The organism is Symbioplanes lichenis (assembly GCF_030709675.1).
In the GTDB taxonomy this organism is placed as follows: domain Bacteria; phylum Actinomycetota; class Actinomycetes; order Mycobacteriales; family Micromonosporaceae; genus Actinoplanes; species Actinoplanes lichenis.
Genome location: NZ_JAUZQD010000003.1, coordinates 417309 through 440168, shown reverse-complemented (window position 1 = coordinate 440168; position 22860 = coordinate 417309). Strand labels below are relative to the sequence as shown.

Below are 22860 nucleotides of genomic sequence, written 5' to 3'. Positions count from 1 at the left end.
TAGTGACTTTCGTTGCCCCGGCCCACACCGCGGCGCCGGTGTCCCTAGCCTGGGAGCTGTGGATGAGACCAATGAGTACGACGCCATCGTGCTGGGCGCCGGCCCGGTCGGCGAAAACGTGGCCGACCGGACGGTCAAGGGCGGCCTGAGCACGATCGTGATCGAGCACGAGCTGGTCGGCGGCGAGTGCTCGTACTGGGCGTGCATGCCCTCCAAGGCGCTGCTGCGCCCGGCCGAGGCGCTGCGCGCGGCCCGCAACGTGGCCGGCGCGGCCGAGGCGATCACCGGGTCGGTCGACGTCGAGGCGATCCTCGCGCGCCGCGACTCCTTCACCAGCAACTGGAAGGACGACGGCCAGGTCTCCTGGCTCGACAGCGCCGGCATCGCCCTGGCCCGCGGGCACGGCCGGCTCAGCGGCGTCAAGCAGGTGACGGTCACGGCCAAGGACGGTTCCGAGCGCGTGCTCACGGCCCGGCACGCCGTGGTCGTCGCCACCGGCTCGGACGCGCTGATCCCGGGCATCCCGGGCCTGGCCGACGCCGACCCGTGGACCAGCCGCGAGGCGACCAGCGCCAAGGACATCCCGGCCAGCCTGGCGGTCATCGGCGGCGGCGTGGTGGGGGTCGAGATGGCCACCGCGTACGCGAGCTTCGGCTGCTCGGTGACGCTGATCGCGCGTACGGGATTGCTGGCGGGGTCGGAGCCCTTCGCCGGCGAGATGCTGGCCGCCGCGCTGGGCGAGCAGGGCGTCAAGGTGCTCCTGAACACGTCGACCACGGCGGCCTCCCGCGACGAGAACGGCGTCACGCTGACCCTGGGCGACGGCAGCACCGTGACCGCCGAGGAGGTGCTCGTCGCGACCGGCCGCACCCCGCGCAGCACCGACATCGGCCTCGACACCGTCGGCCTCAAGCCCGGCGAGTGGCTGACCACCGACGACACGCTGCTGGTCGAGGGCTTCGACTGGCTCTACGCGGCCGGCGACATCAACCACCGCGCCCTGCTCACCCACCAGGGCAAGTACCAGGCCCGCGCCGTGGGTGACGTCATCGCTGCCCGCGCCACCGGCAAGCCCGTCTCCGACCAGCCGTGGGGCACGCACGTGGCGACCGCCGACCACCGGGCCGTCCCCCAGGTCGTCTTCACCGACCCCGAGATCGCCTCGGTCGGCCTGACCGAAGCCGCCGCCCGCGAGGCCGGCCACGACATCCGCGTCGTCGACTACGAGATCGGCAACGTGGCGGGCGCCAGCGTCTACCGCGACAACTACCAGGGCAAGGCCCGCATGATCGTCGACGAGCAGCGCAAGGTCCTGCTCGGCATGACCTTCGTCGGCCCCGACGTCGACGGCCTCCTCCAGGCCGCCACGATCGCCGTGGTCGGCGAGGTGCCTCTCGACCGCCTGTGGCACGCGGTCCCCGCCTACCCGACGATCAACGAGATCTGGCTGCGGCTCCTCGAAACCTACGGCCGCCCCTGATCCGCCCCGCGCGTGCGGCCCTCATTACGAGGGCCGCACGGCCACGGTTGCTCTACGCCCCCTGCTCCGCCTCGATCTGCTGGTTCCACTCGCGCTTGCTGCTCTGCCAGCCGTCCTCGTTCATGCCGCGGCGCCAGTAGCCGGAGACCGACAGCCGCGCCATCGGGATCTGCTTCTCGACGCGCAGCAGGCGGCGGAACTCCTTGACGAAGTTCGCCTCGCCGTGCACGAAGGCCTGCACCTCACCCTCGGGCCAGTCGAGCGCGCGCACGGCCGCGACCAGCAGGTCGCCGACCGGGGTGGTGCCGCGGTGCAGCCAGGTGATCTCGGCGTCGGCGGCGGTCTCCAGCTTCTGCTCCTCGGCGGCGTCCTCGACCTCGACGAACGCGTGCACCTTGGCGCCGGCGGGCATCCGCTCGAGCGTGGCCGCAATGGCCGGCAGGGCGCTCTCGTCACCGGCGATGAGGTGCCAGCCGGCGGCGGGGTCGGGGGCATAGGCGCCGCCGGGACCCATGAAACGCACCACATCGCCCGGCTGGGCGGCCCGCGCCCACGGCCCGGCGATGCCCTCGTCGCCGTGGACGACGAAGTCGAGCCACAGCTCCGGCACCTCCGGCAGCCACTTGCGCACCGTGTAGGTCCGGGTGATCGGCCACTCCTCGCGCGGCCGGCTCTCCCGGATCTCGCTCACGTCGAACGGCTCGGCATAGGTGACGCCCGGCGGCGGGAACAGCACCTTCACATAGTGGTCGCTGAACTCCCCGCACTCCACCGCCGCGAGCCCCGGCCCGCCCACGACGACCCGCACCATGTGCGGCGTGAGCTGCTCGACCCGCGTGACCACGCCTTCCTTGGCGGCGCGGACTGGCCTGTTCGGCATGGGATCACTTCTTCCTGATCGGCGACCCGGTAAGGCTACCCTTATCGGCGGCCCCGCCGGGAAGAGCCGGAAGAGCAAGAGATTTATGTCGTAGCTGGGTGACGGCCGCGGCGAACCACGACCGGGCCGCCTACCGCGACGATCCCGCCCTCCTCGCCCCGCTGTCGTCGATCACCGCCCCGGCCACGATCGTGCACGGCGACCACTACCCGGTCTTTCCCCTCCCGCACGCCGAGGCCCTCGCCGCCGCGATCCCGGGCGCGGTCCTGCACGTCGTGCCGGGCATGGGCCACGTCTGGACCTCCCCCGGCCTCCCCGCGAAGATCGCCGACCTGATCCGCCTGTGACGACGACCGCGCCATGACGGAGTAGCGGCGTGCCTGATAGGCGCAAGTGAACTGGCTTGGTGACAGTTCATGCACAGCAAGATGCTGGCGACTGGAAGGTCGAGCTGTACGAAGGACCTGGCGGGCAGATGCCGTTCGCCGTCTTCGTCCGGTCCCTGAACCGCTATCGGGTCATCCCGCTTGAACTGGCGATCGACACCGTTCTCGCCCGCCAGGGACATCTCGTCTGCGCGACCGAGTGGGGCAAGCCGCTTGGTCACGGCCTGTACGAGTTCCGGCTGCGACGATCGCTGGCCACGGTGTGCCAGGAAGCGGGCGTCAGCGTTCCGGCCGACGCTCCGACCGGCGGCAAGGTGCTGCTGGGCGTGTTCTTCGCCGTACACGGCGACCGGATCGTTCTGCTGCTGGGCGGCTGCCACCGCTCTGCACACGCGGATCGTGCTCGAGGCGCTGCCCGAGGCGGGTTGATCGGTCCGGGACGCATGGGAGCGGCGCGCGCGTGGGCCGTACGGGGGATCGTGCGGAACTGAATCGCGGGGGGACAAAAGGGTGCGCTACCATTTTGACCGCGCGAGGCGTTGACGAGGACGAGTAACGGTGGACGCAGCCGAGAGCGAGCCGGGGGCGGTGGGAGCCCGGCGGTGTGCACGCCGCGAAGATCACCCTCCGAGCCGAGCGCGCCCCTGAAATGAGGGGGCCGCGGATGACTGTCCGCGGTCAAGGAGGGTGGTACCGCGGGGCGTCACAGCCTCGTCCCTCCGTTGGTGACCGATCCCGACGGAGGAAGGGACTCATGTACAAGCCCGTACCCGCCCAGGTCGACCTGCCCGCGGTCGATCACGAGGTGCTGCACTTCTGGCACGCCAACAGCGTGTTCAACCGGAGCCTGGAGCAGACCGAGGGCCGCCCGGACTGGATCTTCTACGAGGGCCCGCCGACCGCGAACGGCATGCCCGGCACGCACCACATCGAGAGCCGCGTCTTCAAGGACGTGTTCCCGCGCTACAAGACGATGAAGGGCTTCCACGTCGCCCGCAAGGCCGGCTGGGACTGCCACGGCCTGCCCGTCGAGCTGGCGGTGGAGAAGGAGCTGGGCTTCACCGGCAAGCAGGACATCGAGGCGTACGGGATCGCGGAGTTCAACGCGAAGTGCCGCGAGTCGGTGACCCGGCACACCGACGCGTTCGCCGCGCTGACCGAGCGCATGGGCTACTGGGTCGACATGGACGACGCGTACCGGACGATGGATCCGGAGTACGTGGAGTCGGTGTGGTGGTCGCTCAAGCAGATCTTCGACAAGGGACTGCTCGTCGAGGACTTCCGCGTCGCGCCCTGGTGCCCGCGGGACCAGACCGCCCTGTCGGACCACGAGCTGGCCCAGGGGTACGAGACCGATGTCGACCCGTCCGTCTACGTGCGGTTCCCCCTGACCAGCGGGCCGCTCGCGGGGCAGGCGGCGCTCGTGGTGTGGACGACGACGCCGTGGACGCTCGTGTCGAACACCGCGGTGGCCGTGAACCCCGAGTTCACCTACGTCGTCGCGACCGACGGCAGCGAGCAGCTGGTCGTCGCCGACGAGCTGGTCGAGCAGGCGCTCGGCGAGGGCTGGACGCGGACCGGGGAAAGCTTCTCCGGCAAGGAGATGGAGCGGTGGGCGTACAGCCGGCCGTTCGATCTGGTCGAGATCCCGGACGCGCACTACGTGATCCTCGCCTCCTACGTCACCGCCGACAGCGGCACGGGTCTCGTGCACCAGTCCCCCGCGTTCGGCGCGGACGACCTGGCCAGCTGCCGGGCGTACGGGCTGCCCATGGTCAACCCGGTCCGCCCGGACGGCACCTTCGAGCCGCAGCTGCCGCTGGTCGGCGGGCAGTTCTTCAAGTCCGCGGACCCGGCGCTGGTCACCGACCTCCAGGCGCGCGGGCTGCTCTTCCGTGAGCTGCAGTACGAGCACAGCTACCCGCACTGCTGGCGCTGCCACACGCACCTGATCTACTACGCGCAGCCGTCGTGGTACGTGCGCACCACCGCCGTCCGCGAGCAGATGATCCGGGAAAATGAGGCCACCACGTGGCAGCCCGAGACCATCAAGCACGGCCGGTACGGCGACTGGCTCAAGAACAACGTCGACTGGGCGCTGTCCCGCTCGCGCTACTGGGGCACTCCCCTGCCGATCTGGCGCTGCGCCGAGGGCCACCTGACGTGTGTCGGATCACTGGCGGAGTTGTCAGAGAAGACGGGCAGTGATCTGTCCGGGCTCGACCCGCACCGGCCGTTCATCGACGCCGTGACGTTCCCGTGCGGCGAGTGCGGAGCGACCGCCACGCGAGTGCCGGACGTCATCGACGCCTGGTACGACAGCGGGTCGATGCCATTCGCGCAGTTCGGCTACCCGTACAAGAACAAGGAGCTGTTCGAGCGCAGCTTCCCCGCCCAGTTCATCTCCGAGGCGATCGACCAGACGCGTGGCTGGTTCTACACGCTGATGGCGATCGGCACGCTGGTGTTCGACAAGTCGCCGTACGAGAATGTGGTCTGCCTCGGGCACATCATGGCCGAGGACGGCCGCAAGATGTCCAAGCACCTGGGCAACATCCTCGAGCCGATCCCGCTGCTCGAGCGGCACGGCGCCGACGCGGTGCGGTGGTTCATGGCCGCGTCCGGGTCACCCTGGGCGCAGCGCCGGGTGGGTCACAACACCTTGCAGGAGGTGGTACGCAAGACCCTGCTGACGTACTGGAACACGGCGGCTTTCCAGGCGCTCTACGGGCGTACCGCTGGGTGGTCTCCCTCGGCCGCCGACCCGGCGCCGGCCGACCGCCCGGTGCTGGACCGCTGGGTGCTGTCCGAGCTCAACCTGCTGGTCCGCCGGGTCGACGAGGCCATGGCGGCGTTCGACACCCAGGAGGCCGGCAAGCTGCTCGCGGCCTTCGTCGACGACCTGTCCAACTGGTACGTGCGCCGCAGCCGCCGCCGTTTCTGGCGGGGCGACGCGGCGGCCCTCGCCACGCTGCACGAGGCGCTCCGCACGGTGACGTTGCTCCTGGCGCCGATCACCCCGTTCATCACCGAGCGGGTGTGGCAGGACATGGTCGCCCCGGTGGACCCGACCGCGGCGACGTCGGTGCACCTGGCCGCGTACCCCTCGGTCGTGGAAGACCTGGTCGACGAGCGCCTCGGTGAGCAGATGGTGCTGGTCCGGCGCCTGGTCGAGCTGGGTCGCACGGCTCGCGCGGAGTCGGGCGTCAAGACCCGCCAGCCGCTGTCGCGGGCCCTCGCGTCCGGCCCCGGCTTCGGCGCGCTGCACCCCGACCTGCTGGCCGAGATCGCCTCCGAGCTCAACGTCGGCCTGGTCCTCGACGTGGCCTCGGCGGGCGACTCGCTCGTCGACACCACCGCGAAGGCCAACTTCCGGCCGCTCGGCAAGCGCTTCGGCAAGCAGGTCCAGGACATCGCCAAGGCCATCGCCGCCACCGACGCCGCCGCCCTCAAGCAGGCCCTGGCCGACGGCACGGCAACGGTCGACCTCGACGGCGCGCCGGTGTCCCTGTCCCCGGAGGAGGTCATCATCACCGAGACCCCGCGCGAGGGCTGGGCGGTCGCCTCCGAGCAGGGCGCCACCCTGGCCCTCGACCTCCACCTGACCGCCGAGCTCAAACGAGCCGGCCTGGCCCGCGACGCCATCCGCCTCATCCAGGAGGCCCGCAAGACCAGCGGCCTCGAGGTCTCCGACCGCATCGTGCTGCGCTACGTGGCCACCGCCGAGGAGACGGCCGCCGCCCTGGAGGAGCACCGCGACCTGGTGTCGGACGAGGTGCTGGCCACCGACTACGCGGCCGGCGAGGCCGGGTGGGGCACCCCGTTCACCGAGGAAGCCATCGGCCTGACCTTCTGGCTCAAGAAAGCCTGACCGTACGCCCGGCCGCCGCGACCCTTCTCGCGGCGGCCGGGCCGGACGGCCTACGCCGTGGCCCGGGGGCGGGAAGCCTCCCGGAAACGGTGATACTTGCTGACCAGCGGACTGTTCGTCGGAGTGATCGACGCGCCCGTCTCGGCGGTGTTCGAGACTCCGTACCGTGCGGTGACCCTGGTCCTCGACGAGCGCGTCCTGGCCGAGCTGGTCGTGGAGGTCGGTGACGACCGAGGGACCGTGCGGCCGGCGGGCCGGGTCTTCGCGACCGCGCGGATGGACGAGCGGCTGCTCGATGCGGTGTCGCGCTGGGTGGAACTCAACGAGGAGCCGGACCACGCCGATGTTCTGTCCCGGCGCGTGGAGGACGAGATCCTCTATCGCGTGCTGACCGGCCCGCTCGGTGGCGCGCTGCCGGCCGTGCTGGCGTCCGGCCCCTTGGCGACGGTACGGGTGGCCGCCGCTCATCTCGCCGGGAAGGTGGACCAGAGGGTCTCGCTCGCCGAGCTGGCGGCCGTCGCGCACTGCGGCCCGAGCACGTTGACGAAGCACTTCCGGCAGGCCACGGGCACCAGTCCGATGCAGTTCCACAAGCAGCTGAAGTTGCAACGCGCCCGGCAGCTGCTGGCGACCGGCTCCTACAGCGCCGCGTCGGCCGCCACCGCGGTCGGATACGTGAGCGCCTCGCAGTTCAGCCGCGACTACCGCCTCCGGTACGGCGCATCGCCCCTCCGGCACGCCCGATCGCTGCCCTGACCGAGCCCGGTGGCGGGCACGCCGGTCGCCCAGGGCGTCTCCGGTCCCGCCGCCTTCAGCCGCCGGTCCAGCCGCCACCGAGGCGTGCGGTCGCGACAATAGGCCGAAAGTCGCAGGCGCCGCGAGCGGGTTCCGCCGCCGGTTGGATCCGGCGGGACGGCGGCGTCCCTACGATCGGGGCATGAAGATCGTGCGGGCGGCCGGGGCCGGGTTCCTGTTCGGGTTCCTCGACTTCGTCTGGATCAAGTACGTGCCGTGGCCGCTGGGCGATCTCGGGAACAGCATGGCGATCTGGGCGGTGGCCGCGTTTCTGCTGACGTTCCGCACGCGCTGGGGCGTCGCGGGCGCCGTGGTGATGCTGGTAGTGGCGGTGCCGAGCTACTACCTGGCCGCGGCGCTCATCCAGCAGGACGACTGGTCGAACATGTGGGCCCCGTACGCGCTGCTGTGGATGGGCTTCGGCGTGGTGAGCGGGATCGTGTTCGGGGTCGCGGGCGGGTTGGCCCGGCGCGAGGGGTGGCGGCGCATCGTGGCGCTCAGCCTGCCGGGCGGGGTGCTGGTCGCCGAGGCGGTGCTGCTGGCCGCGCGGGAGCACGGCGAGACCGGCGTGGTCGCGGTCCGGCTCGTGCTCGCGGTGCTGCTGACGCTGGCGGTCGCTCCCACCTGGCGTTTACGCGCGGCGGCGGCGCTGTGTCTCGTACCCGTGGGGGCTGTGGGTTATGGCCTTTTCGCCGCGACGGGCTTCGCCTGAGCACGCGGCTCGGTGGGGCGCCCCTGGGTCATGAGCCGGCTCGCCGCGCAGGGCCCGCCCCCGCTCCGGATCCGCGGCTCGACCGGCTGACGACCCGGGAACGCGAGGTGCTGGCCCGGGTCGGGCTCGGCGAGTCCAACCAGGAGATCGCGGCGGCTCTCTTCCTGAGCCCGGCCACGGCGCGGACGTACGTCGGGCGCCTGCTCGGGAAATTGCAGGCGCGCGACCGTACGCAACTAGCGGTCCTGGCTCACCGCGCCGGGCTGGCCTGAGCGGAAGCGTGCAGGTCGGCCTGAGCGGAAGCGTGCAGGTCGGCCTGAGCGGAAGCGTGCAGGTCGGCCTGAGCGGAAGCGTGCGGATCGGCCTGAGCGGAAGCGCGCGGGTCGGCCTGAGCGGGAACGTGCGGAGTGATCGACACGATCAGGTGCTTGGTCAGCGGCTGCTCGCTCTGCGGGCTGTGATCGCTCAACGCGCACAAAACGTTCAGCTCGGGCATGTAGCCGGTGACACTCTGCCGCGGCGTGTCATAGGCGACCGCCCGATAGCCGTACACCGATCGCGTGCTGCCGTCGCGCGCGTGGCTCGTGATGTCGATCAGGGCGAACTGCGTGAGCCCGAGCGCCGCCATGTCGTCCGGGTTCATGAAGAGCACGGTCCGGCTGTTCTTCAGACCCCGGTAACGGTCGTTGTCGGAGTAGATCGTGGTGTTCCACTGATCGTGCGAGCGAACCGTGGACAGCATGAACCTGTCCGCGGGCGGCACCACGTCGGGCAGCGGCGACGTGTGGAACTCGGCCTTGCCGGTGGCGGTCAGCCACACGCGCTCGCGGGCGGGCTGCGGGAGGCGGAAGCCGATGCTGTCGTGGACGAGCTTGTTGAAGTTCTCGAAGCCGTCGAGCGCCTCGGCCATCACGTCCCGGATCGTGTCGTAGTCGCGGGCATAGGTCTCCCACGGCGTCGCCGACGTCGGCAGCGTGGCGCGGGCCATGCCGCAGATGATGGCGATCTCCGACTTGAGCGCGGAAGACGGCGGCTTCCGCTTGCCGTAGGACAGGTGCACGTAGCTCATCGAGTCCTCGACCGTGATGCCCTGCTCGCCGGCGTCGGTGTCGTCGCGCTCGGACCGGGCCAGGCACGGCAAGATCAAAGCCTGCTTGCCGTGTACGAGATGACTGCGGTTGAGCTTCGTGCTGACCTGCACGGTGAGCTCGGTGTTACGCAGCGCCGCGAAGGTGTGCCCGGTGTCCGGCGCGGCCAGGGCGAAGTTGCCGCCGAGGCTCACGAAGACGCGTACCCGGCCGTCCCGCATCGCCTCGATCGTCTCGACCGTGCCCAGGCCACGCTCGCGGGGCGACACGATGCCGGTGGCCGCGTCGTGCTTGGCCAGCCACTTCTCGGTCGGGTGGTGGTTGATGCCGCACGTGCGGTTGCCCTGCACGTTGCTGTGCCCGCGGATCGGGGACGGGCCGGCGCCCTTGACGCCGATCATGCCCCGGAGCAGCAGGACGTTCATGATCTCGCGCATCGTGTCGACGCTGTGGATCTGCTGGGTCAGCCCGAGGCACCAGGCGATGATCGCACGCTTGGACGCGATGTACTTCCCGGCCAGCTCACGGATGACGTCCTCGGTCACGCCGGACTGGTGGACGATGTCGGCCCAGGACGTGTCGCCGACCTGCCGGGCGTACGCGTCGTACCGGGCGGTGTGCTCCTCGATGAAGTGCCGGTCGACCGCGCCCTGCTCGAGCACCACCTTGGCGATGCCCCGCAGCAGCGCGAGATCGCCGCCGATGCGCGGTTGCACGTTCATGGTGCCCGTTCGTGTCGCTTTGAACAGCGCCATGTCCGTGAAGTCGTGCGGCACGATCGTGCGCCGGGACGCCGCCTCGATCAGCGGGTTGACGTGCACGATCTCGGCCCCGTTGGCGGCGGCCTTCGCCAGCGCCGTGAGCATCCGCGGCGCGTTGGACGCCGCGTTGACCGCCATCAGCATGAGGAAGTCGGTGGACTCCCAGTCCTCGAGGTCGCAGGTGCCCTTGCCCGTCCCGATCGCCGCGGTCAGCGCCCGGCCGCTCGCCTCGTGGCACATGTTCGAGCAGTCCGGCTGGTTGTTGGTGCCGAACTCGCGGGTCAGCAGCTGATAGACGAACGTGCCCTCGTTGCTGAGCCGCCCCGACGTGTAGAACGACGCGGCGTGCGGACTCGGCAGGGCGCGCAGCGTGTCGCCGATCAGCCGGAACGCCGCGTCCCAAGCGATCGGTTCGTACTTGTCCGTTTGAGCGTTGTAGACCATCGGCTCGGTGAGCCGGCCCGCGTTCTCCAGGTCGAAGTCGGTCCACGTGTTCAATTCGCTCACTGTGTGCTGAGCGAAGAAGTCCGCGCCGGCCCGCTTGCGGGTCATCTCCCACGTGACGTGCTTGATGCCGTTCTCGCAGATGTCGAGGTGCAGGCCGTTGCGGTCGTCCGGCCACGCGCAGCCCGGGCAGTCGTAGCCGCCGCCCTTCTTCCCCAGCTTGAGCTGGTTCATCTTGAGCATGGCGTGCGGTCCGGCGAGCGGCTCGCGGGTCTTGGCGACCACATTGCCGACGCTCAGCGCGGCCCCCCACCCGGCCGAGGGATGGGTGCAGTCCCGCTGCGCCGGCGCGGCCTTGCTGCCGGGTCCGCGCCCCCGCGCCGGTACGCCCGGAGCGCCCTGCCCCAGCCGATCGCCGTCGACGCTCATCGGACCGTCCCCCAGGCTTTGTTCCAGCCGATCACCGTCGATGCTCATCGGGTCGCCCGCCGGCGCAGGCTCGCGTCGGCGAGGGCCGGCGGCACGTAGTCGGCGTCGTCGTCGGACAGGTTCCTCCCCGGCGGCACGATCGCGTCGATCCGGTCGAGGATGTCGTCGCTCAGGCGCACGTCCGCCGCGCCGAGCTGGCTCTCCAGCTGGGCCATGGTCCGCGGCCCGATGATCGGCGCGGTCACGCCCGGATGGGCCAGGACGAACCCGATCGCCAGGTGGACGAGCGAGAGCCCCGCCTCGTCCGCCAGCCGGCCCAGCGCGTCGGCCGCGTCGAGCTTGGCGGCGTTCCGCGGGTCGCCGATGTCGTACTTCTCCGGCAGCCACGAGCCCTTCGCCCGGTTGCTCCCCGGGTCGGCGCCCTTGCGGAACTTCCCGCTCAGCCAGCCCCCGTTGAGCGGGCTCCACGTCATGACGCCCAGCCCGTACTCCTGGGCGACCGGCAGCACGTCGGCCTCGATGCCCCGGGCCAGGATCGAGTAGGGCGGCTGCTCCGTGACGAAGCGCTCACGGTGGCGCCGCTCGGCCGTCCACTGCGCCTGGACGATCTGGTGGGCCGGGAAGGTCGACGTGCCGAAGTAACGGATCTTTCCCTGGCGTACGAGATCGGTCAGCGCGCCCAGCGTCTCGTCGATGTCCGTCAGCGGGTCCGGCCGGTGCACCTGGTAGAGGTCGAGGTAGTCGGTGCCGAGCCGCCGCAGGCTGTCCTCGGCCGCGCGCATGATCCAGCGCCGCGAGTTGCCCCGCATGTTGACGTCGTCCCCGGCCGGATGGTGGAACTTGCTGGCCAGCACCACGTCGTCCCGCCGCCCGGCGAGCGCCTTGCCCAGGATTTCCTCGGACTCCCCGTGCGAGTAGAGATCCGCGGTGTCCACGAAGTTGATCCCCGCGTCGAGCGCCGCGTGCACGATCCGGATCGACTCGACATGATCCGGATTGCCCCACGACCCGAACATCATGGTGCCGAGACACAACGGACTGACCTGGACGCCGGTGCGCCCCAGCGGACGATGATCCATGCCGGGAAGGCTACGCCCGCCGATCTTGCCCCGCCCGCCGGGTCGAGCGGCGGTCGCGGCAGCCGTGGTCCGCGCGGGCTGATAACTGTCGTACCCGCGTGGTGGGATGGGCGGACCGTGCACAGGGGAGGCCCGATCACGTGGCTCGGCCTGCAGGTGCTCTACCACGGCGACGGCACGGGGTACGAGCAGTGGCTCGCCGACAGGAGAAGCTACGACGCCGACCCCGAGGGGTGGGAGCGGGCCCAGGAGGACGCCGTCAGGCCTGAGGATCAGGGAGGGCCAGGGCGACCGTGAGCAGCAGGATCCAGGCCGGGTCCTTGAGCCGGTCGCCGTAGATGTCGCGGAGACGGGTCATGCGGTAACGGACCGTCTGGGGGTGGACGAAGAGGTCGGCGGCGACGTCCTCGCGGCGGCCCTGGTGGAGGAGCCAGCTGCGCAGCGTCTCGACCAGTTTCGCCGCCGCTGCGTCCGTTTCGCCCGCCAGCGGGGCCAGGGCCTTCTCGCGCAGGTCGGCCAGGCCCCGGGCGTCGGCGCCCACCACCAGCTCGACCAGGTGATCCTCGGCGTCGATGACAGAGGCAGACGTGCCAGAGGCGGAGGAGCCAGCGGCGGAAGGGCCGGCGACGGAGGAGCCGGACGCGGACGGGCCGGCGATGCGGGCGACGCGGACCGCCCGGTCTAGGGAGTCGCGGACCTGCAGCCAGGGCCGGGCCGGGCCGACGACGGCGCGCTCGGCGGCGAGGAGGCGCAGGAGCGGGGCCCGGGTGGCGTCCGGGACGAGCAGGACCGTCGTCTGGTCGTCGCCCGGAACGTAGAGGGTGCGCGCGTCGAGAAGGTCGACGATCGAGCGGCTGGCACTGGCGGGCAGCAGGACGGCCGTCAGCGTCTGCGGGGGCTGCCAGTCGGCCTGTTCGGCGGCCGTCGCCACGACCTGCGGGGGCTCGCCGGCCAGGAGGACCTGGGCGAGGCGTTCGAGGCGGCGGCGGCGCTCGCGGCCGGAGAGGGCGAGCTCGTCGGCGTGGCCGGTGACGCTGGCGGCGGAGAGCTCGTCAATGTAGGCGAAGACCAGCTCGGCGAAGTGGGCGATGGTGGACGCGGGCTGGCCGCTGCGCACGCTGATCGCGGCGAGCTCGCGCCAGGCGACACGAGCACCGACCCGGTACGCGGCCAGCAGCGCGTCGAGGCTGCGGCCCTGCCGTGCCTCACCCCTCCCCAGCGCGTACGCGGCCTCGAGCGCCGGCGCGAGCGGTGAACCCGGGTCGGGGCCCTCCGCGCGCGCGACGAGTTTGAGGAAGGTGCCGAGGGCGGCCCGGACCGCCTTCTCGATCTTGCCGCCCATCTCCCCGGCGAACGCCTCGGTGTAGGCGGGCACCTCGGAGGTGATCGCCTCGATGGTCTGCTGGGCGACCTCGGGCAGCGCCTGGGCGAGCGGCGCGACAGTCTTCTCCGACAATCGGAAGCTCAAACTTGTCACTTGCGAACAATAACCCGGCCGACAATTCCCTTCTGTCGGTCAGGACTTTGTCCCCGTCTCACAGCACCCTTGAGTGATGGCAGTCACGCACGCGCTTCGCAACGGGGCCTGGCGGGTCGTGGAACTCATCACGACGCCGGTGGTTCCCACCGACTATCTCGACGCAGTGGCCCCGCTGCGCAACCGCACGGTCCTGCGCGCCAAGATCGAGTCGGTCCGGCCCGAGACGGCCCGCAGCGCCTCGCTCCTGCTGCGCCCCGGCGTCGGCTGGCGCCCGCACACCCCCGGTCAATATGTGCGGCTGGGCGTGGACGTCAACGGCGTGCGGCTGTGGCGCTCCTATTCCGTGACGAGCGTCCCCGGCCTGCGCGACGGCCGCTTCTCCGTGACCGTCAACGAGGTGCCGGGCGGCGCGGTCAGTACGCATCTGGTGCGCTACACGAAGCCGGGCACGATCGTGCACCTCGACCTGCCGGCCGGTGACTTCACCCTCGGCGCACAAACCCCGGACAAGGCTTTGTTCGTGACGGCGGGCAGCGGGGTCACCCCGGTCATGGGCCTGCTGCGCGGTCACCTGTCCTCGCTGCGGGACGTGGTGGTGGTGCACTCCGCGCGTACCGGAGGGGATGTGGTCTTCGGGAACGACCTGCGCAAGCTGGCCGCCGAGGGCCGGATCCGGCTGATCGAGCGGCACACCGCCGAGCAGGGCCGGCTCAAGCCCGCCGACCTCGACGACCTCGTGCCCGACCATCTGGAGCGGGACGCGTGGGCGTGCGGCCCCAACGAGCTCCTCGACGATCTCGAGGCCCACTGGGCGCAGGCCGGTGCCACCGCCCGCCTGCGCACCGAGCGCTTCCGGCCCGTGGTGGTCGGTGACGCGTCCGCCGGGGGCGAGGTGACCTTCTCGCGTACGGGGAAATCGGTCCCCGCCTCCGGTGCCGAGCCCATCCTGGACGCCGGGGAGGCCGCCGGGGTGCTCATGCCCTCCGGCTGCCGGATGGGCATCTGTTTCAAGTGCGTGCTGCCCCTGCGCGAGGGTGCGGTGCGCGACCTGCGCGACGGGACCGTGACCGTCGCCGAGCCCGGGGACGACATCCCCATCCAGACCTGCATCAACGCCGCCGCCGGCCCCTGCCGCATCGAACTCTAGGACTGCCCATGACCACCATGCAGCGCAAGGAAAACAACCCGATCGCCCACCTCACGCCCGAGGACATCGAGCAGATCGGGCGCGAGCTCGACGCCATCCGCGACGAGGTCATCGAGAGCCGCGGGGAGCGCGACGCCGCGTACATCCGCAAGGTCATCCGCACGCAGCGCGGGCTGGAGCTGGGCAGCCGCGCGGTGCTGCTCTTCTCGCTCTTCCCGCCGGCGTGGATCCTGGGCACGGCCGGCCTGTCGATCGCCAAGATCCTCGAGAACATGGAGATCGGCCACAACATCATGCACGGCCAGTGGGACTGGATGCGCGACCCGAAGATCCACTCGACCAAGTGGGAGTGGGACAACGCGTCGCCGTCCGAGCAGTGGAAGCACTCGCACAACGAGTTGCACCACACGTACACGAACGTGGTCGGCAAGGACAACGACCTCGGCTACGGCATCATGCGCGTCGACGAGAACCAGCCGTGGTCGCCGGCGCTGCTCGGCCAGCCGCTCTACAACTTCATCAACGCCTGCTTCTTCGAGTACGGCATCGCAGCCTACGACCTCGAGCTGGGCCGCAACCTCAAGACCAAGAAGCGCCGCCGTGACCCGAAGTTCCGTGCCGCCCTCCGCGCGACCCGGAACAAGATCGGCAAGCAGATGCTCAAGGACTACGTGCTGCACCCCGCGCTGTCGGGGCCGTCCTTCCTGCACACGATCGCGGCCAACGCGACGGCCAACCTGGTCCGCAACCTGTGGACCCACTCGGTCATCATGTGCGGCCACTTCCCGCAGGGCGTCGAGACCTTCGAGCGTACGTCGATCGAGGGCGAGACCCGCGGCGAGTGGTACCTGCGCCAGATGCTCGGCTCGGCCAACATCAGCGGCAGCAAGGCCATGCACATCATGACGGGCAACCTGTCGCACCAGATCGAGCACCACCTCTTCCCGGACCTGCCGAGCAACCGGTACGCCGAGATCGCCCCGAAGATCCGCGCGCTCTTCGAGAAGTACGACCTCAAGTACGTGACCGGCCCGCTGCCCAAGCAGGTCGGCTCCGCGTGGGCGAAGGTGTTCCGGCTGGCGCTGCCCGACCGCGGGCCGGCGACCGAGCGCCCGGCGCGCAAGAAGATCGACCCGGCGGCCCCGAAGGCGCAGCGCTGGAAGCGGGCCGAGCCCGTCGCCGCCGCCGTGGCCACCGCCGCGTCCACCGTCACCGCGGCCGCATCCACCGTGACCGCCGCTGCATCCAATGCGGCCGCTGTTGCCGCTGCTTCGGCCGCGGTGACTCCTGCGAAGTCCTGACGGGTGTGGTCTCCTGCCACCATGCGCGAGGCGTGGTGGCGGGATGCCGTCGTCTATCAGATCTATCCGCGGTCCTTCGCCGACTCCGACGCGGACGGGGTCGGCGACCTGCCCGGGATCACCGCCCGCCTCGACCACGTCGCCCGGCTGGGTGCCGATGCGGTCTGGCTGACGCCGTTCCAGCCGTCACCCCAGGCCGATCACGGGTACGACGTGTCCGACTACACCGGCGTGGATCCGCTCTTCGGCGATCTGGATGCCTTCGACGCGCTGCTGGCCCGGGCGCACGAGCTCGGTCTCCGGGTTCTCATCGACGTCGTGCCGAACCACTGCTCGTCGGCGCACCCGCTGTTCCGGGCGGCGCTCGCGGCCGGGCCGGGCAGTCCGGAGCGGGCCCGCTTCCACTTCGCCGACGGGGACTCGCCGCCCAACAACTGGCCCAGCGTGTTCGGCGGGCCGGCCTGGACCCGGGTGCCGGACGGCCAGTGGTACCTCCACCTCTACGACTCGTCGCAGCCCGACTGGAACTGGGACGACCCGCGCACGGCCGAGCTCTTCGACGACGTGCTGCGGTTCTGGTTCGACCGGGGCGTGGACGGGCTGCGCATCGACGTCGCGTACGGGATGGTCAAGGCGCCGGGGCTGCCCGACCTGCCGGACCCGGACGCGATGGAACCGATGCGGCTGCGCGCCAACACGCTCGCCTCCGACCGGCCCGAGGTGCACGACATCCACCGGCGGTGGCGGAGCATCGCGGACTCGTACGATCCGCCGCGCGTCCTCGTCGGCGAGGTCAACCTGCCGCCCGAGCGGGCCGTGGGATACACCGGGCCCGGGCTGCTGCACCAGGTGTTCGCCTTCGGGATGGTCACGGCGCCGTGGGACGCGCGGGCGTGGGCGGCGACGGGGACCGCGCTGGCCACCGGGACCCCGGGCGGCGTGACGTGGGTGGTGGAGAACCACGACGTCGTGCGGACCCCTTCCCGGTACGGCTCCCCGGCGCGGGCCCGGGCGGCGATCCTCGCGATTCTCGGGCTGCCCGGGGCGGCGTACCTCTATCAGGGCCAGGAGCTCGGCCTGCCGGAGGTGGACGTGCCGCCGGACGCGCGCCAGGATCCGGCGTGGGCGCGGTCCGGCTTCAGCCGGGACGGGTGCCGCGTGCCGATGCCGTGGACCACCGATCCGCCGTACGGGTTCTCGCTCGCCCCGCCGTGGCTCCCGTTTCCGCCCGGATGGGGGCAGTATGCCGTCGAGTCGGATCCACCGTCGCTGGCCCTGACCCGGCGGGCGCTGGAGTTGCGGTCGTCACTGCCCTTCTCCCCCGATGACGAGGTCGTGTTCTCCGCCGATGACGACGTGTTCACGGCGGTGCGCGCAGGCTGGTTCGCGCTGGTGATCGCCATGGGCGACCGGGCGGTACCGGTGCCGGCGGGACAGGTGCTGCTGTCGAGCGACCCGCTGACCAGCGACGGGTGGCTGCCGCCGGACACCGCGGCGTGGCTCAGGCTTTCCGGGGCCGAGCCGAAGATCTAGACGTGGAACGACCGCTGCTGGCCGCCGTGGTGATCGTCCGGGACGAGGCCCGGATGATGCCGGCGTGCCTGGAGTTCCTGAAGGGGATCGCCGACGAGATCCACGTGCACGACACGGGGTCTGTCGACGGGACGCCGGAGATCGCCGCGCGGTACGGGGTCCACGTGACGCACGGCGAGTGGAGGGACGACTTCTCCGCCGCACGGAACGCGGCCGTGGCGGGCGTACGGGCGCAGTGGGTCCTCGCCGCCGACGCGGACCATCGGGTGACCGCGGATCCACCGGCGCTGCGGCGGTTCCTGGCGACGGCCACGGCGGAGGCACTGACCGTCACGATCGACGACGCGCACCACGCGAACCCGTACCAGCAGCAGGAGACCCGCATCTACCGGCCCGGGATCCTGCGCTGGACGGGCCGGGTCCACGAGCGGCTGGTCCGGCCGTACGGGTCCGAGCCGGTCCGGGCGGCGGTGCCCGGCTCGATCATGCGGATGCGCCATCTGGGCCACGCGACGTACGCGGACCGGATCCGGCGCGCCGACCGCAACCTGGCGCTGGGCCAGGCCACCATCGACGACCTCGCCGGGCAGCTGGCCGAGCACCGCGCCGACCGGCACGAGATCGCCCGGGCGCTGCTCGCCTTCGGCCGGGACTGTGCCGCGGCGGAGCGCCGGCAACAGGCGGCGGACACGTTCGAGCTGCTGCGCGAGCTGTTCCCCGGTACGCCGGAGTGGATCCACGCGACCGACGCGCTGGCCCGGCTCGTGCTGGCCACCGGGTACGACAAGATCTGCCTGGTCCTCGTGGAGCAGCTGCGCGAGGCGGGCGCCGACCCGGTCTACTGCGACTGGCTGGCGGCCCAGGCGCTGACCCAGCTCGGCGACCCGCACACGGCCGCCGAGCTGTTGCACGGCGTCACCGAGATCGTGGACACGACCGGCCGCCGCTGGGATCCGCGCCGCCTCGCCGAGGTCTCCGCCCTGGTCGAGCGGCTGCGCGTGCTGGCCCCGGCCGGGCGGCACCGCCGGGACTAGCCGCGCTGGGCCTCGCTGCGCAGGACGTGCAGCTCACCGTTCGACCCTTGGGGATCCACGCGGTCGACGGTCTCCACGATGACCGGGGCGAGCTCGACGGGTCCGGTGCCGTCGGCGGGCCAGGGCAGCGAGGTCGTCTCGCTGAGCAGCTGCGGGATGCTGAGCTGGATCATGCCGCCCGCGTCGGCGACCTCGAAGCGCGGCCGGTCGGGATCCGGATAGGACTCGATGATCGCGCCGTCGCCCTGGGGACGCGGGACGAGCGGGCGGCCGAGGTACGTGAAGCGTGTCATGGACGCCTGTCTACCCCGCCCGCCCCGGTGGTAAGCCCACCGCCCCGGCGATCACGAGGCGACGAGCACGGCAGCTCGACGATCACGACGCGCGGGCCAGGCCTTCGACGAGCGCGGCAGCTCGACGATCACGACGCGCGGGCCAGGCCTTCGACGAGCGCGGCGACGAGGCGGGTCAGGCGGGGGGTGAAGTCGGACGCGGCGTGGGCCACGCGCGCGTCCTCGGCGTACAGGCGAATGAGGGTCTGTGGGGGGTGGGAGATCTGCCACAGGTTGCCGGCCAGCGCGGTCACGGCCGCGACCAGATCCACCGCGTCGCGCTCGGACAGGGCAGTCGCGCTGGTCACGGCGGCGACGAAGACGTCGACGGCCGCGAGGGCGGCCAGCTTGTACTCCCGGACGGGACCCGCGGGCACCTCGCGCTCGAGGGTGAGCGGGACGTGGGCCAGCAGATCGCAGAACAGGCCGCGGCCGGCCAGCGTCTCCGACAGCAGTGCGGGCAGGTCGTCGCGGGTTTGCAGCCCGTGGCGGACCTCCTCCGTCCAGGCGGCCCACTCGTCGGCCGCCAGGCGCAGGAAGATTTCCTCGCGCGACCCGAAGTAGCGCCGGACCCCCGACACGTGCACGCCCGCCGCGGTCGCGATCTCGGTCAGCGTGACCGCGCGGACGCCCTTGTCCGCGGCGAGCCACCGGGCGGCGGTCAGCAGGGCGGCGCTGCGCTCCTCCTTGGCCTCGGCGGAACGCGCGCGCTGGAACGACGGGCTGTGAGCCATGACACCAGCCTAACGCAAGCCACTTGCGTTGTTTACGCAATACGCTTGCGTTAACTACAGCCCAGGAGGATCACATGTCAGCACAGGTCTGGTTCGTCACCGGCAGTTCCCGCGGTCTCGGCCGCTCGATCGTCGAGGAGGCCCTCGCCGCCGGTCACCGCGTCGCCGCCACCGCCCGCCACACGGAGTCGCTGACCGACCTGGTCGCGCGGTACGGCGACCGGCTGCTCCCGATCACGCTGGACGTCACGGATCCCATCCGGGCGCAGCAGGCCGTCGACGAGGCGATCGCGGTCTTCGGACACCTCGACGTGGTCGTCAACAACGCCGGCTACGCGAACCTGGTCGCCATCGAGGACATCTCGCTGGATGACTTCCGCGCGCAGATGGATACGGTCTTCTACGGCACCGTGCACGTCACCAAGGCCGCCCTGCCGCACTTCGTCGCCCGCGGCGCCGGCCACTTCATCCAGGTCACCTCGGTCGGGGGCCGCGGCACCGCCCCGGGCGTCGGCGCCTACCAGTCCGCGAAGTGGGGCGTCGAGGGCTTCTCGGGCGTGCTCGCCAAGGAGACCGGCCCGCTCGGCGTCAAGGTCACCCTGGCCGAGCCCGGCGCCATGCGGACGGACTGGGCCGGCTCGTCCATGGCGATTCCCGCGGTCTCCCCCCAGTACGACGCGACGGTCGGCGCCATGGGCCGCTACCTGCGCGACCGGGCGGGTCAGGAGCCGATCGACCCGGCCAAGGTCGCGCGCGTCCTGCTCGACGTGGCCGCCCTGGCCGACCCGCCGCTGCACCTGCTCCTGGGCAGCGACGCGGTCGGCATCATCGACGCCGAGATGAAGCAGCTCAAGGCCGAGGACGACCGCTGGGCCGGCGTGGGCCGCAGCGTCGACTACGACGCGGCGTGACCGGGCGGCTCAGTCGAGCAGGGCGTCCAGGTACGGGTTGCGGAAGATCCGGTCCGGGTCGTGCGCGTCGGCCAGGGCGGCGAAGTCGGCGAAGCGGGCGTACTCGGCGCGGATCGTCTCCGGCGTCGTGGTGAATACCTTGCCCCAGTGCGGGCGCGGGGCCAGCGAGGTGAGCGCCTCCTCGAGCCGGCCGACGACGGGCAGGACGGCGTCCGTGTCGGCGATCCACGTGAAGTGCAGGGCGAAGGTGTCCCGCTCGTAGTTCGGGCTCAGCCACAGGTCGTCGGCCGCGATCGTCCGCAGCTCGCAGATCTGCAGCACCGGGGAGACATGCTCCGCGATGCCCGCGACGGCGTCGATCGCCTCCAGCGCCCGCGAGCGGGGCACGTGGTACTCCGACTGCAGCTCCTCCCCGCTGCTGGGGGTGAACTCCATGCGGAAATGCGGCAGCCGGGTGTGCCACGGGCCCGGCTCGCCCGACTGGTCGGTGCTGTTCTGCGCGGGCATGCCGGGCACCGGGTGACGCGGGCCGTCCGCGCGCTTGGCGCCGAACCAGTCCCCCGGCGGCATCTCGTCGAGCCGCTTCAGCCAGGCCATGTTCACGTCCCGGCCGGTCCAGTTGGTGAACAGGCTCACGCTGTATCCGTCCCCGAGCATCGCGTCGAGGCTGGACTCCAGCGAGGCGCGGGGCACGTCGTCGTACACGTACTGACGCACCTGGAAGGCCGGGACGACGTCCAGGGTGAGCGCGACGACCACCCCCAGCGCCCCCAGGCCGACGACCGCGCCGGGGAAGGCGGCGTCGCCGCGGGTGTACGTGACCAGCTTGCCGTCGCCCCGGACGATCTCCACGCCCGCGACCGCCGAGGCGAGGTTCTTGTGACGCTCCCCGGAACCGTGCGTCGCGGTGGCGACGGCGCCCGCCACGGAGATGTGCGGCAGGGACGCGGTGTTGTGCAGCGCCAGCCCCTCGGCATCCAACCGGGCGGCGAGCTCGCCGTAGCGGATGCCGCCGTCGACGCGTACGGTGCGGCGGTCCGCGCTGATCTCGACAAGCCGCGGCAGGTCGGACAGCGACACGAGGCCACCGGTCGTGTCGGCCATCCGGTTGAACGAGTGCCCGCTGCCCAGCACCTTGACCGGGCCGCCGGCCGCCACCAGCTCCTGCACCTGCTCGACCGTCCCGGGCCGGTGCAGCCGCCGCGCCCCGAAGACGACGTTGCCGGCCCAGTTCGTCACCCGATCGTCACTCATGTTTCCAGCACATCACGCCGGAGGGCCTGCCGTCATCGGGCCCGGCCTCGATGATCGCAAAATCACGCCGGGCCGCCGCTCGCCGGCTCTTTCCTCGCTCGATTCCCGCCCGCCGGACCTGCTCGCGCCGGATGTCCGCCCGCCGTGCCTGCTCCCGCCGCATTTCCGCCCGCCGGGCCCGGTCCCGCCGGATGCCGCCCGCCGGGCCGGCTCCCGCTGGCCTTCCGCCTGCCGGGCCTGCTCCCGCCGGATTTCCGCCTGCCGGGCGCGGTCACGCCGGGTAGATGTCCCAGGCGCGCAGGTCACCGTCGGGATCGAAGAGGTACGCGCCGTCGCCGTGCCCCTGCCCGTCGGCGACCGGGTTGTCGAAGATCGGCGTGCTCAACCGCCAGAACTTGTCCGCGCCCGTGTCGGTCCCGGCCCCCAGCACGTGCAGAGTCACGCTGCGCCCGGCCGCAACCGTCGTACCCGTCCCGAAGGTGTAGCGCCGCAGCCCCGAGTCCCGGATCCACCACCGCGACAAGTTGATCCGCACGGTGGAGTGGTTGGTGACGGTCACGGTCTCGGCGCGCCAGTCGACGTTCGCGGTGATGTTCGCCGACTGGTACGGGCCGGTGCGGCACGCGTCCGTGTCGAACAGGTTGATCCGAGCGCGCGCCGCGCTCAGCGAACCCTGTCGGTAGGTGTTGTTCCACGCCCACTCCCCCTCCTTCGGGAAGGGCTGCCAGAGCACGAGCCCCCGGCGCACCAGGTCCAGGCCGACATCGCGCCACGTGCCCCCGATGCGCACTTGAACACCCCGCAACGGCCGGTTACGACTCGAACTGGCCGGAGACTGCGCGGTCAGTCGCACAATTCCGCCACCAGCGCGCACAAGTTGCTCCAAACGCGCAGTCGCCGCCAGCGCGTGACAGTCCCCGCGGCGCTTCGCAGGCGTCGACGAATAGACGGACTGTTCCATCGCCTGCGCGTCGGCCAGACGTACGGACCGCGGAGCGCTCGTCCCGTCCCCGGCGATGTCGACGTCGAGCGTGTCGCCGTCGTTCACCCGGACGACCTTGCCGGTCCAGACAAAGCACCGCACCAAGCTGCCCGGGTAGCAAGCACCCGTCGTGGCGCCCGCCGCGCCGCCTGCCGCGGCGGCCTGCATGGCACCCATCGCGCCGCCGTGCGGAACAGCAGTCGCACCGGCCATCGAGGCGGTGTCCG

19 protein-coding genes and 1 pseudogene are annotated in these 22860 nt (G+C 71.5%); 12 read left to right on the top strand and 8 right to left on the bottom strand.

Annotation, left to right across the window (positions count from 1 at the left end; translation table 11 throughout):
• Positions 1–58 precede the first annotated feature (58 nt).
• Positions 59–1480, top strand: a complete 1422-nt coding sequence (locus tag RAN62_RS09120; RefSeq protein ID WP_305784076.1) for a dihydrolipoyl dehydrogenase family protein — start codon at positions 59–61, stop codon at positions 1478–1480.
• Between the two features lie 52 nt (positions 1481–1532).
• Here RAN62_RS09120 and RAN62_RS09115 read toward each other — a convergent pair whose 3' ends face one another.
• Positions 1533–2360, bottom strand: a complete 828-nt coding sequence (locus RAN62_RS09115; protein WP_305784075.1) for a siderophore-interacting protein — start codon at positions 2358–2360, stop codon at positions 1533–1535.
• 98 nt (positions 2361–2458) lie between these two features.
• Between RAN62_RS09115 and RAN62_RS09110 the strand changes: the two genes are divergently transcribed.
• The 6 genes from RAN62_RS09110 to RAN62_RS41090 all read left to right on the top strand — a co-directional run bounded on the left by RAN62_RS09110 (position 2459) and on the right by RAN62_RS41090 (position 8396).
• Positions 2459–2707, top strand: coding sequence for an alpha/beta fold hydrolase (locus tag RAN62_RS09110; RefSeq protein WP_305784074.1), 249 nt, complete (start codon positions 2459–2461; stop codon positions 2705–2707).
• Positions 2708–2835: 128 nt separating this feature from the next.
• The gene (locus RAN62_RS09105) at positions 2836–3237 is read left to right on the top strand and encodes a hypothetical protein (protein WP_305784073.1); all 402 of its coding nucleotides are present in this window, start codon (positions 2836–2838) and stop codon (positions 3235–3237) included.
• A gap of 263 nt (positions 3238–3500) precedes the next feature.
• Positions 3501–6617: an isoleucine--tRNA ligase gene (ileS, locus tag RAN62_RS09100; RefSeq protein ID WP_305784072.1), complete on the top strand. Its 3117-nt coding sequence runs from the start codon at positions 3501–3503 to the stop codon at positions 6615–6617.
• Positions 6618–6713: 96 nt separating this feature from the next.
• The gene (locus tag RAN62_RS09095) at positions 6714–7373 is read left to right on the top strand and encodes an AraC family transcriptional regulator (protein ID WP_305784071.1); all 660 of its coding nucleotides are present in this window, start codon (positions 6714–6716) and stop codon (positions 7371–7373) included.
• Between the two features lie 181 nt (positions 7374–7554).
• Positions 7555–8124 carry a DUF6518 family protein gene (locus RAN62_RS09090; protein ID WP_305784070.1) on the top strand — a complete coding sequence of 190 codons (570 nt, stop codon included), beginning with the start codon at positions 7555–7557 and terminating at the stop codon, positions 8122–8124.
• Entirely contained in the window at positions 8064–8396 is a 333-nt protein-coding gene (locus tag RAN62_RS41090) for a response regulator transcription factor (protein WP_369077154.1), read from the top strand. The genes RAN62_RS09090 and RAN62_RS41090 overlap by 61 nt, the downstream gene beginning before the upstream one ends.
• On the opposite strand, the gene RAN62_RS09080 is transcribed toward RAN62_RS41090, so the two are convergent.
• The 3 genes from RAN62_RS09080 to RAN62_RS09070 all read right to left on the bottom strand — a co-directional run bounded on the left by RAN62_RS09080 (position 8375) and on the right by RAN62_RS09070 (position 13402).
• A complete protein-coding gene (locus RAN62_RS09080) occupies positions 8375–10846 on the bottom strand; it encodes an FdhF/YdeP family oxidoreductase (RefSeq protein ID WP_305784069.1) in 2472 nt (823 codons plus the stop codon). The genes RAN62_RS41090 and RAN62_RS09080 overlap by 22 nt on opposite strands.
• Before the next feature lie 44 nt (positions 10847–10890).
• Complete coding sequence (locus RAN62_RS09075) at positions 10891–11925, bottom strand: aldo/keto reductase (RefSeq protein ID WP_305784068.1); 1035 nt, start codon at positions 11923–11925, stop codon at positions 10891–10893.
• Positions 11926–12184: 259 nt separating this feature from the next.
• Positions 12185–13402, bottom strand: a complete 1218-nt coding sequence (locus RAN62_RS09070) for a PucR family transcriptional regulator (protein ID WP_438874478.1) — start codon at positions 13400–13402, stop codon at positions 12185–12187.
• 76 nt (positions 13403–13478) lie between these two features.
• On the opposite strand from RAN62_RS09070, the gene RAN62_RS09065 reads away from it, so the two are divergent.
• The 4 genes and pseudogenes from RAN62_RS09065 to RAN62_RS09050 all read left to right on the top strand — a co-directional run bounded on the left by RAN62_RS09065 (position 13479) and on the right by RAN62_RS09050 (position 18420).
• Complete coding sequence (locus RAN62_RS09065) at positions 13479–14552, top strand: ferredoxin reductase (protein WP_305784067.1); 1074 nt, start codon at positions 13479–13481, stop codon at positions 14550–14552.
• Positions 14553–14560: 8 nt separating this feature from the next.
• A pseudogene (locus tag RAN62_RS09060) lies at positions 14561–15670 on the top strand (fatty acid desaturase family protein); the annotation flags it as partial.
• 204 nt (positions 15671–15874) lie between these two features.
• Complete coding sequence (locus RAN62_RS09055; RefSeq protein ID WP_305784066.1) at positions 15875–17386, top strand: alpha-amylase family glycosyl hydrolase; 1512 nt, start codon at positions 15875–15877, stop codon at positions 17384–17386.
• A 2-nt stretch (positions 17387–17388) separates the two neighbouring features.
• Positions 17389–18420, top strand: a complete 1032-nt coding sequence (locus RAN62_RS09050) for a glycosyltransferase (protein ID WP_305784065.1) — start codon at positions 17389–17391, stop codon at positions 18418–18420.
• Here RAN62_RS09050 and RAN62_RS09045 read toward each other — a convergent pair.
• On the bottom strand, positions 18417–18713 hold the full coding sequence (locus RAN62_RS09045) for a hypothetical protein (protein ID WP_305784064.1): 297 nt from the start codon (positions 18711–18713) through the stop codon (positions 18417–18419). The genes RAN62_RS09050 and RAN62_RS09045 overlap by 4 nt on opposite strands.
• 128 nt (positions 18714–18841) lie before the next feature.
• Complete coding sequence (locus tag RAN62_RS09040) at positions 18842–19486, bottom strand: TetR/AcrR family transcriptional regulator (protein ID WP_305784063.1); 645 nt, start codon at positions 19484–19486, stop codon at positions 18842–18844.
• 74 nt (positions 19487–19560) lie between these two features.
• Between RAN62_RS09040 and RAN62_RS09035 the strand changes: the two genes are divergently transcribed.
• Positions 19561–20397, top strand: a complete 837-nt coding sequence (locus tag RAN62_RS09035; protein ID WP_305784062.1) for an SDR family NAD(P)-dependent oxidoreductase — start codon at positions 19561–19563, stop codon at positions 20395–20397.
• Between the two features lie 9 nt (positions 20398–20406).
• On the opposite strand, the gene RAN62_RS09030 is transcribed toward RAN62_RS09035, so the two are convergent.
• Both RAN62_RS09030 and RAN62_RS09025 read right to left on the bottom strand, forming a co-directional pair.
• Positions 20407–21651, bottom strand: a complete 1245-nt coding sequence (locus RAN62_RS09030; protein WP_305784061.1) for an FAD-binding protein — start codon at positions 21649–21651, stop codon at positions 20407–20409.
• Between the two features lie 271 nt (positions 21652–21922).
• A complete protein-coding gene (locus RAN62_RS09025; protein WP_305784060.1) occupies positions 21923–22846 on the bottom strand; it encodes a lamin tail domain-containing protein in 924 nt (307 codons plus the stop codon).
• Positions 22847–22860 lie beyond the last annotated feature (14 nt).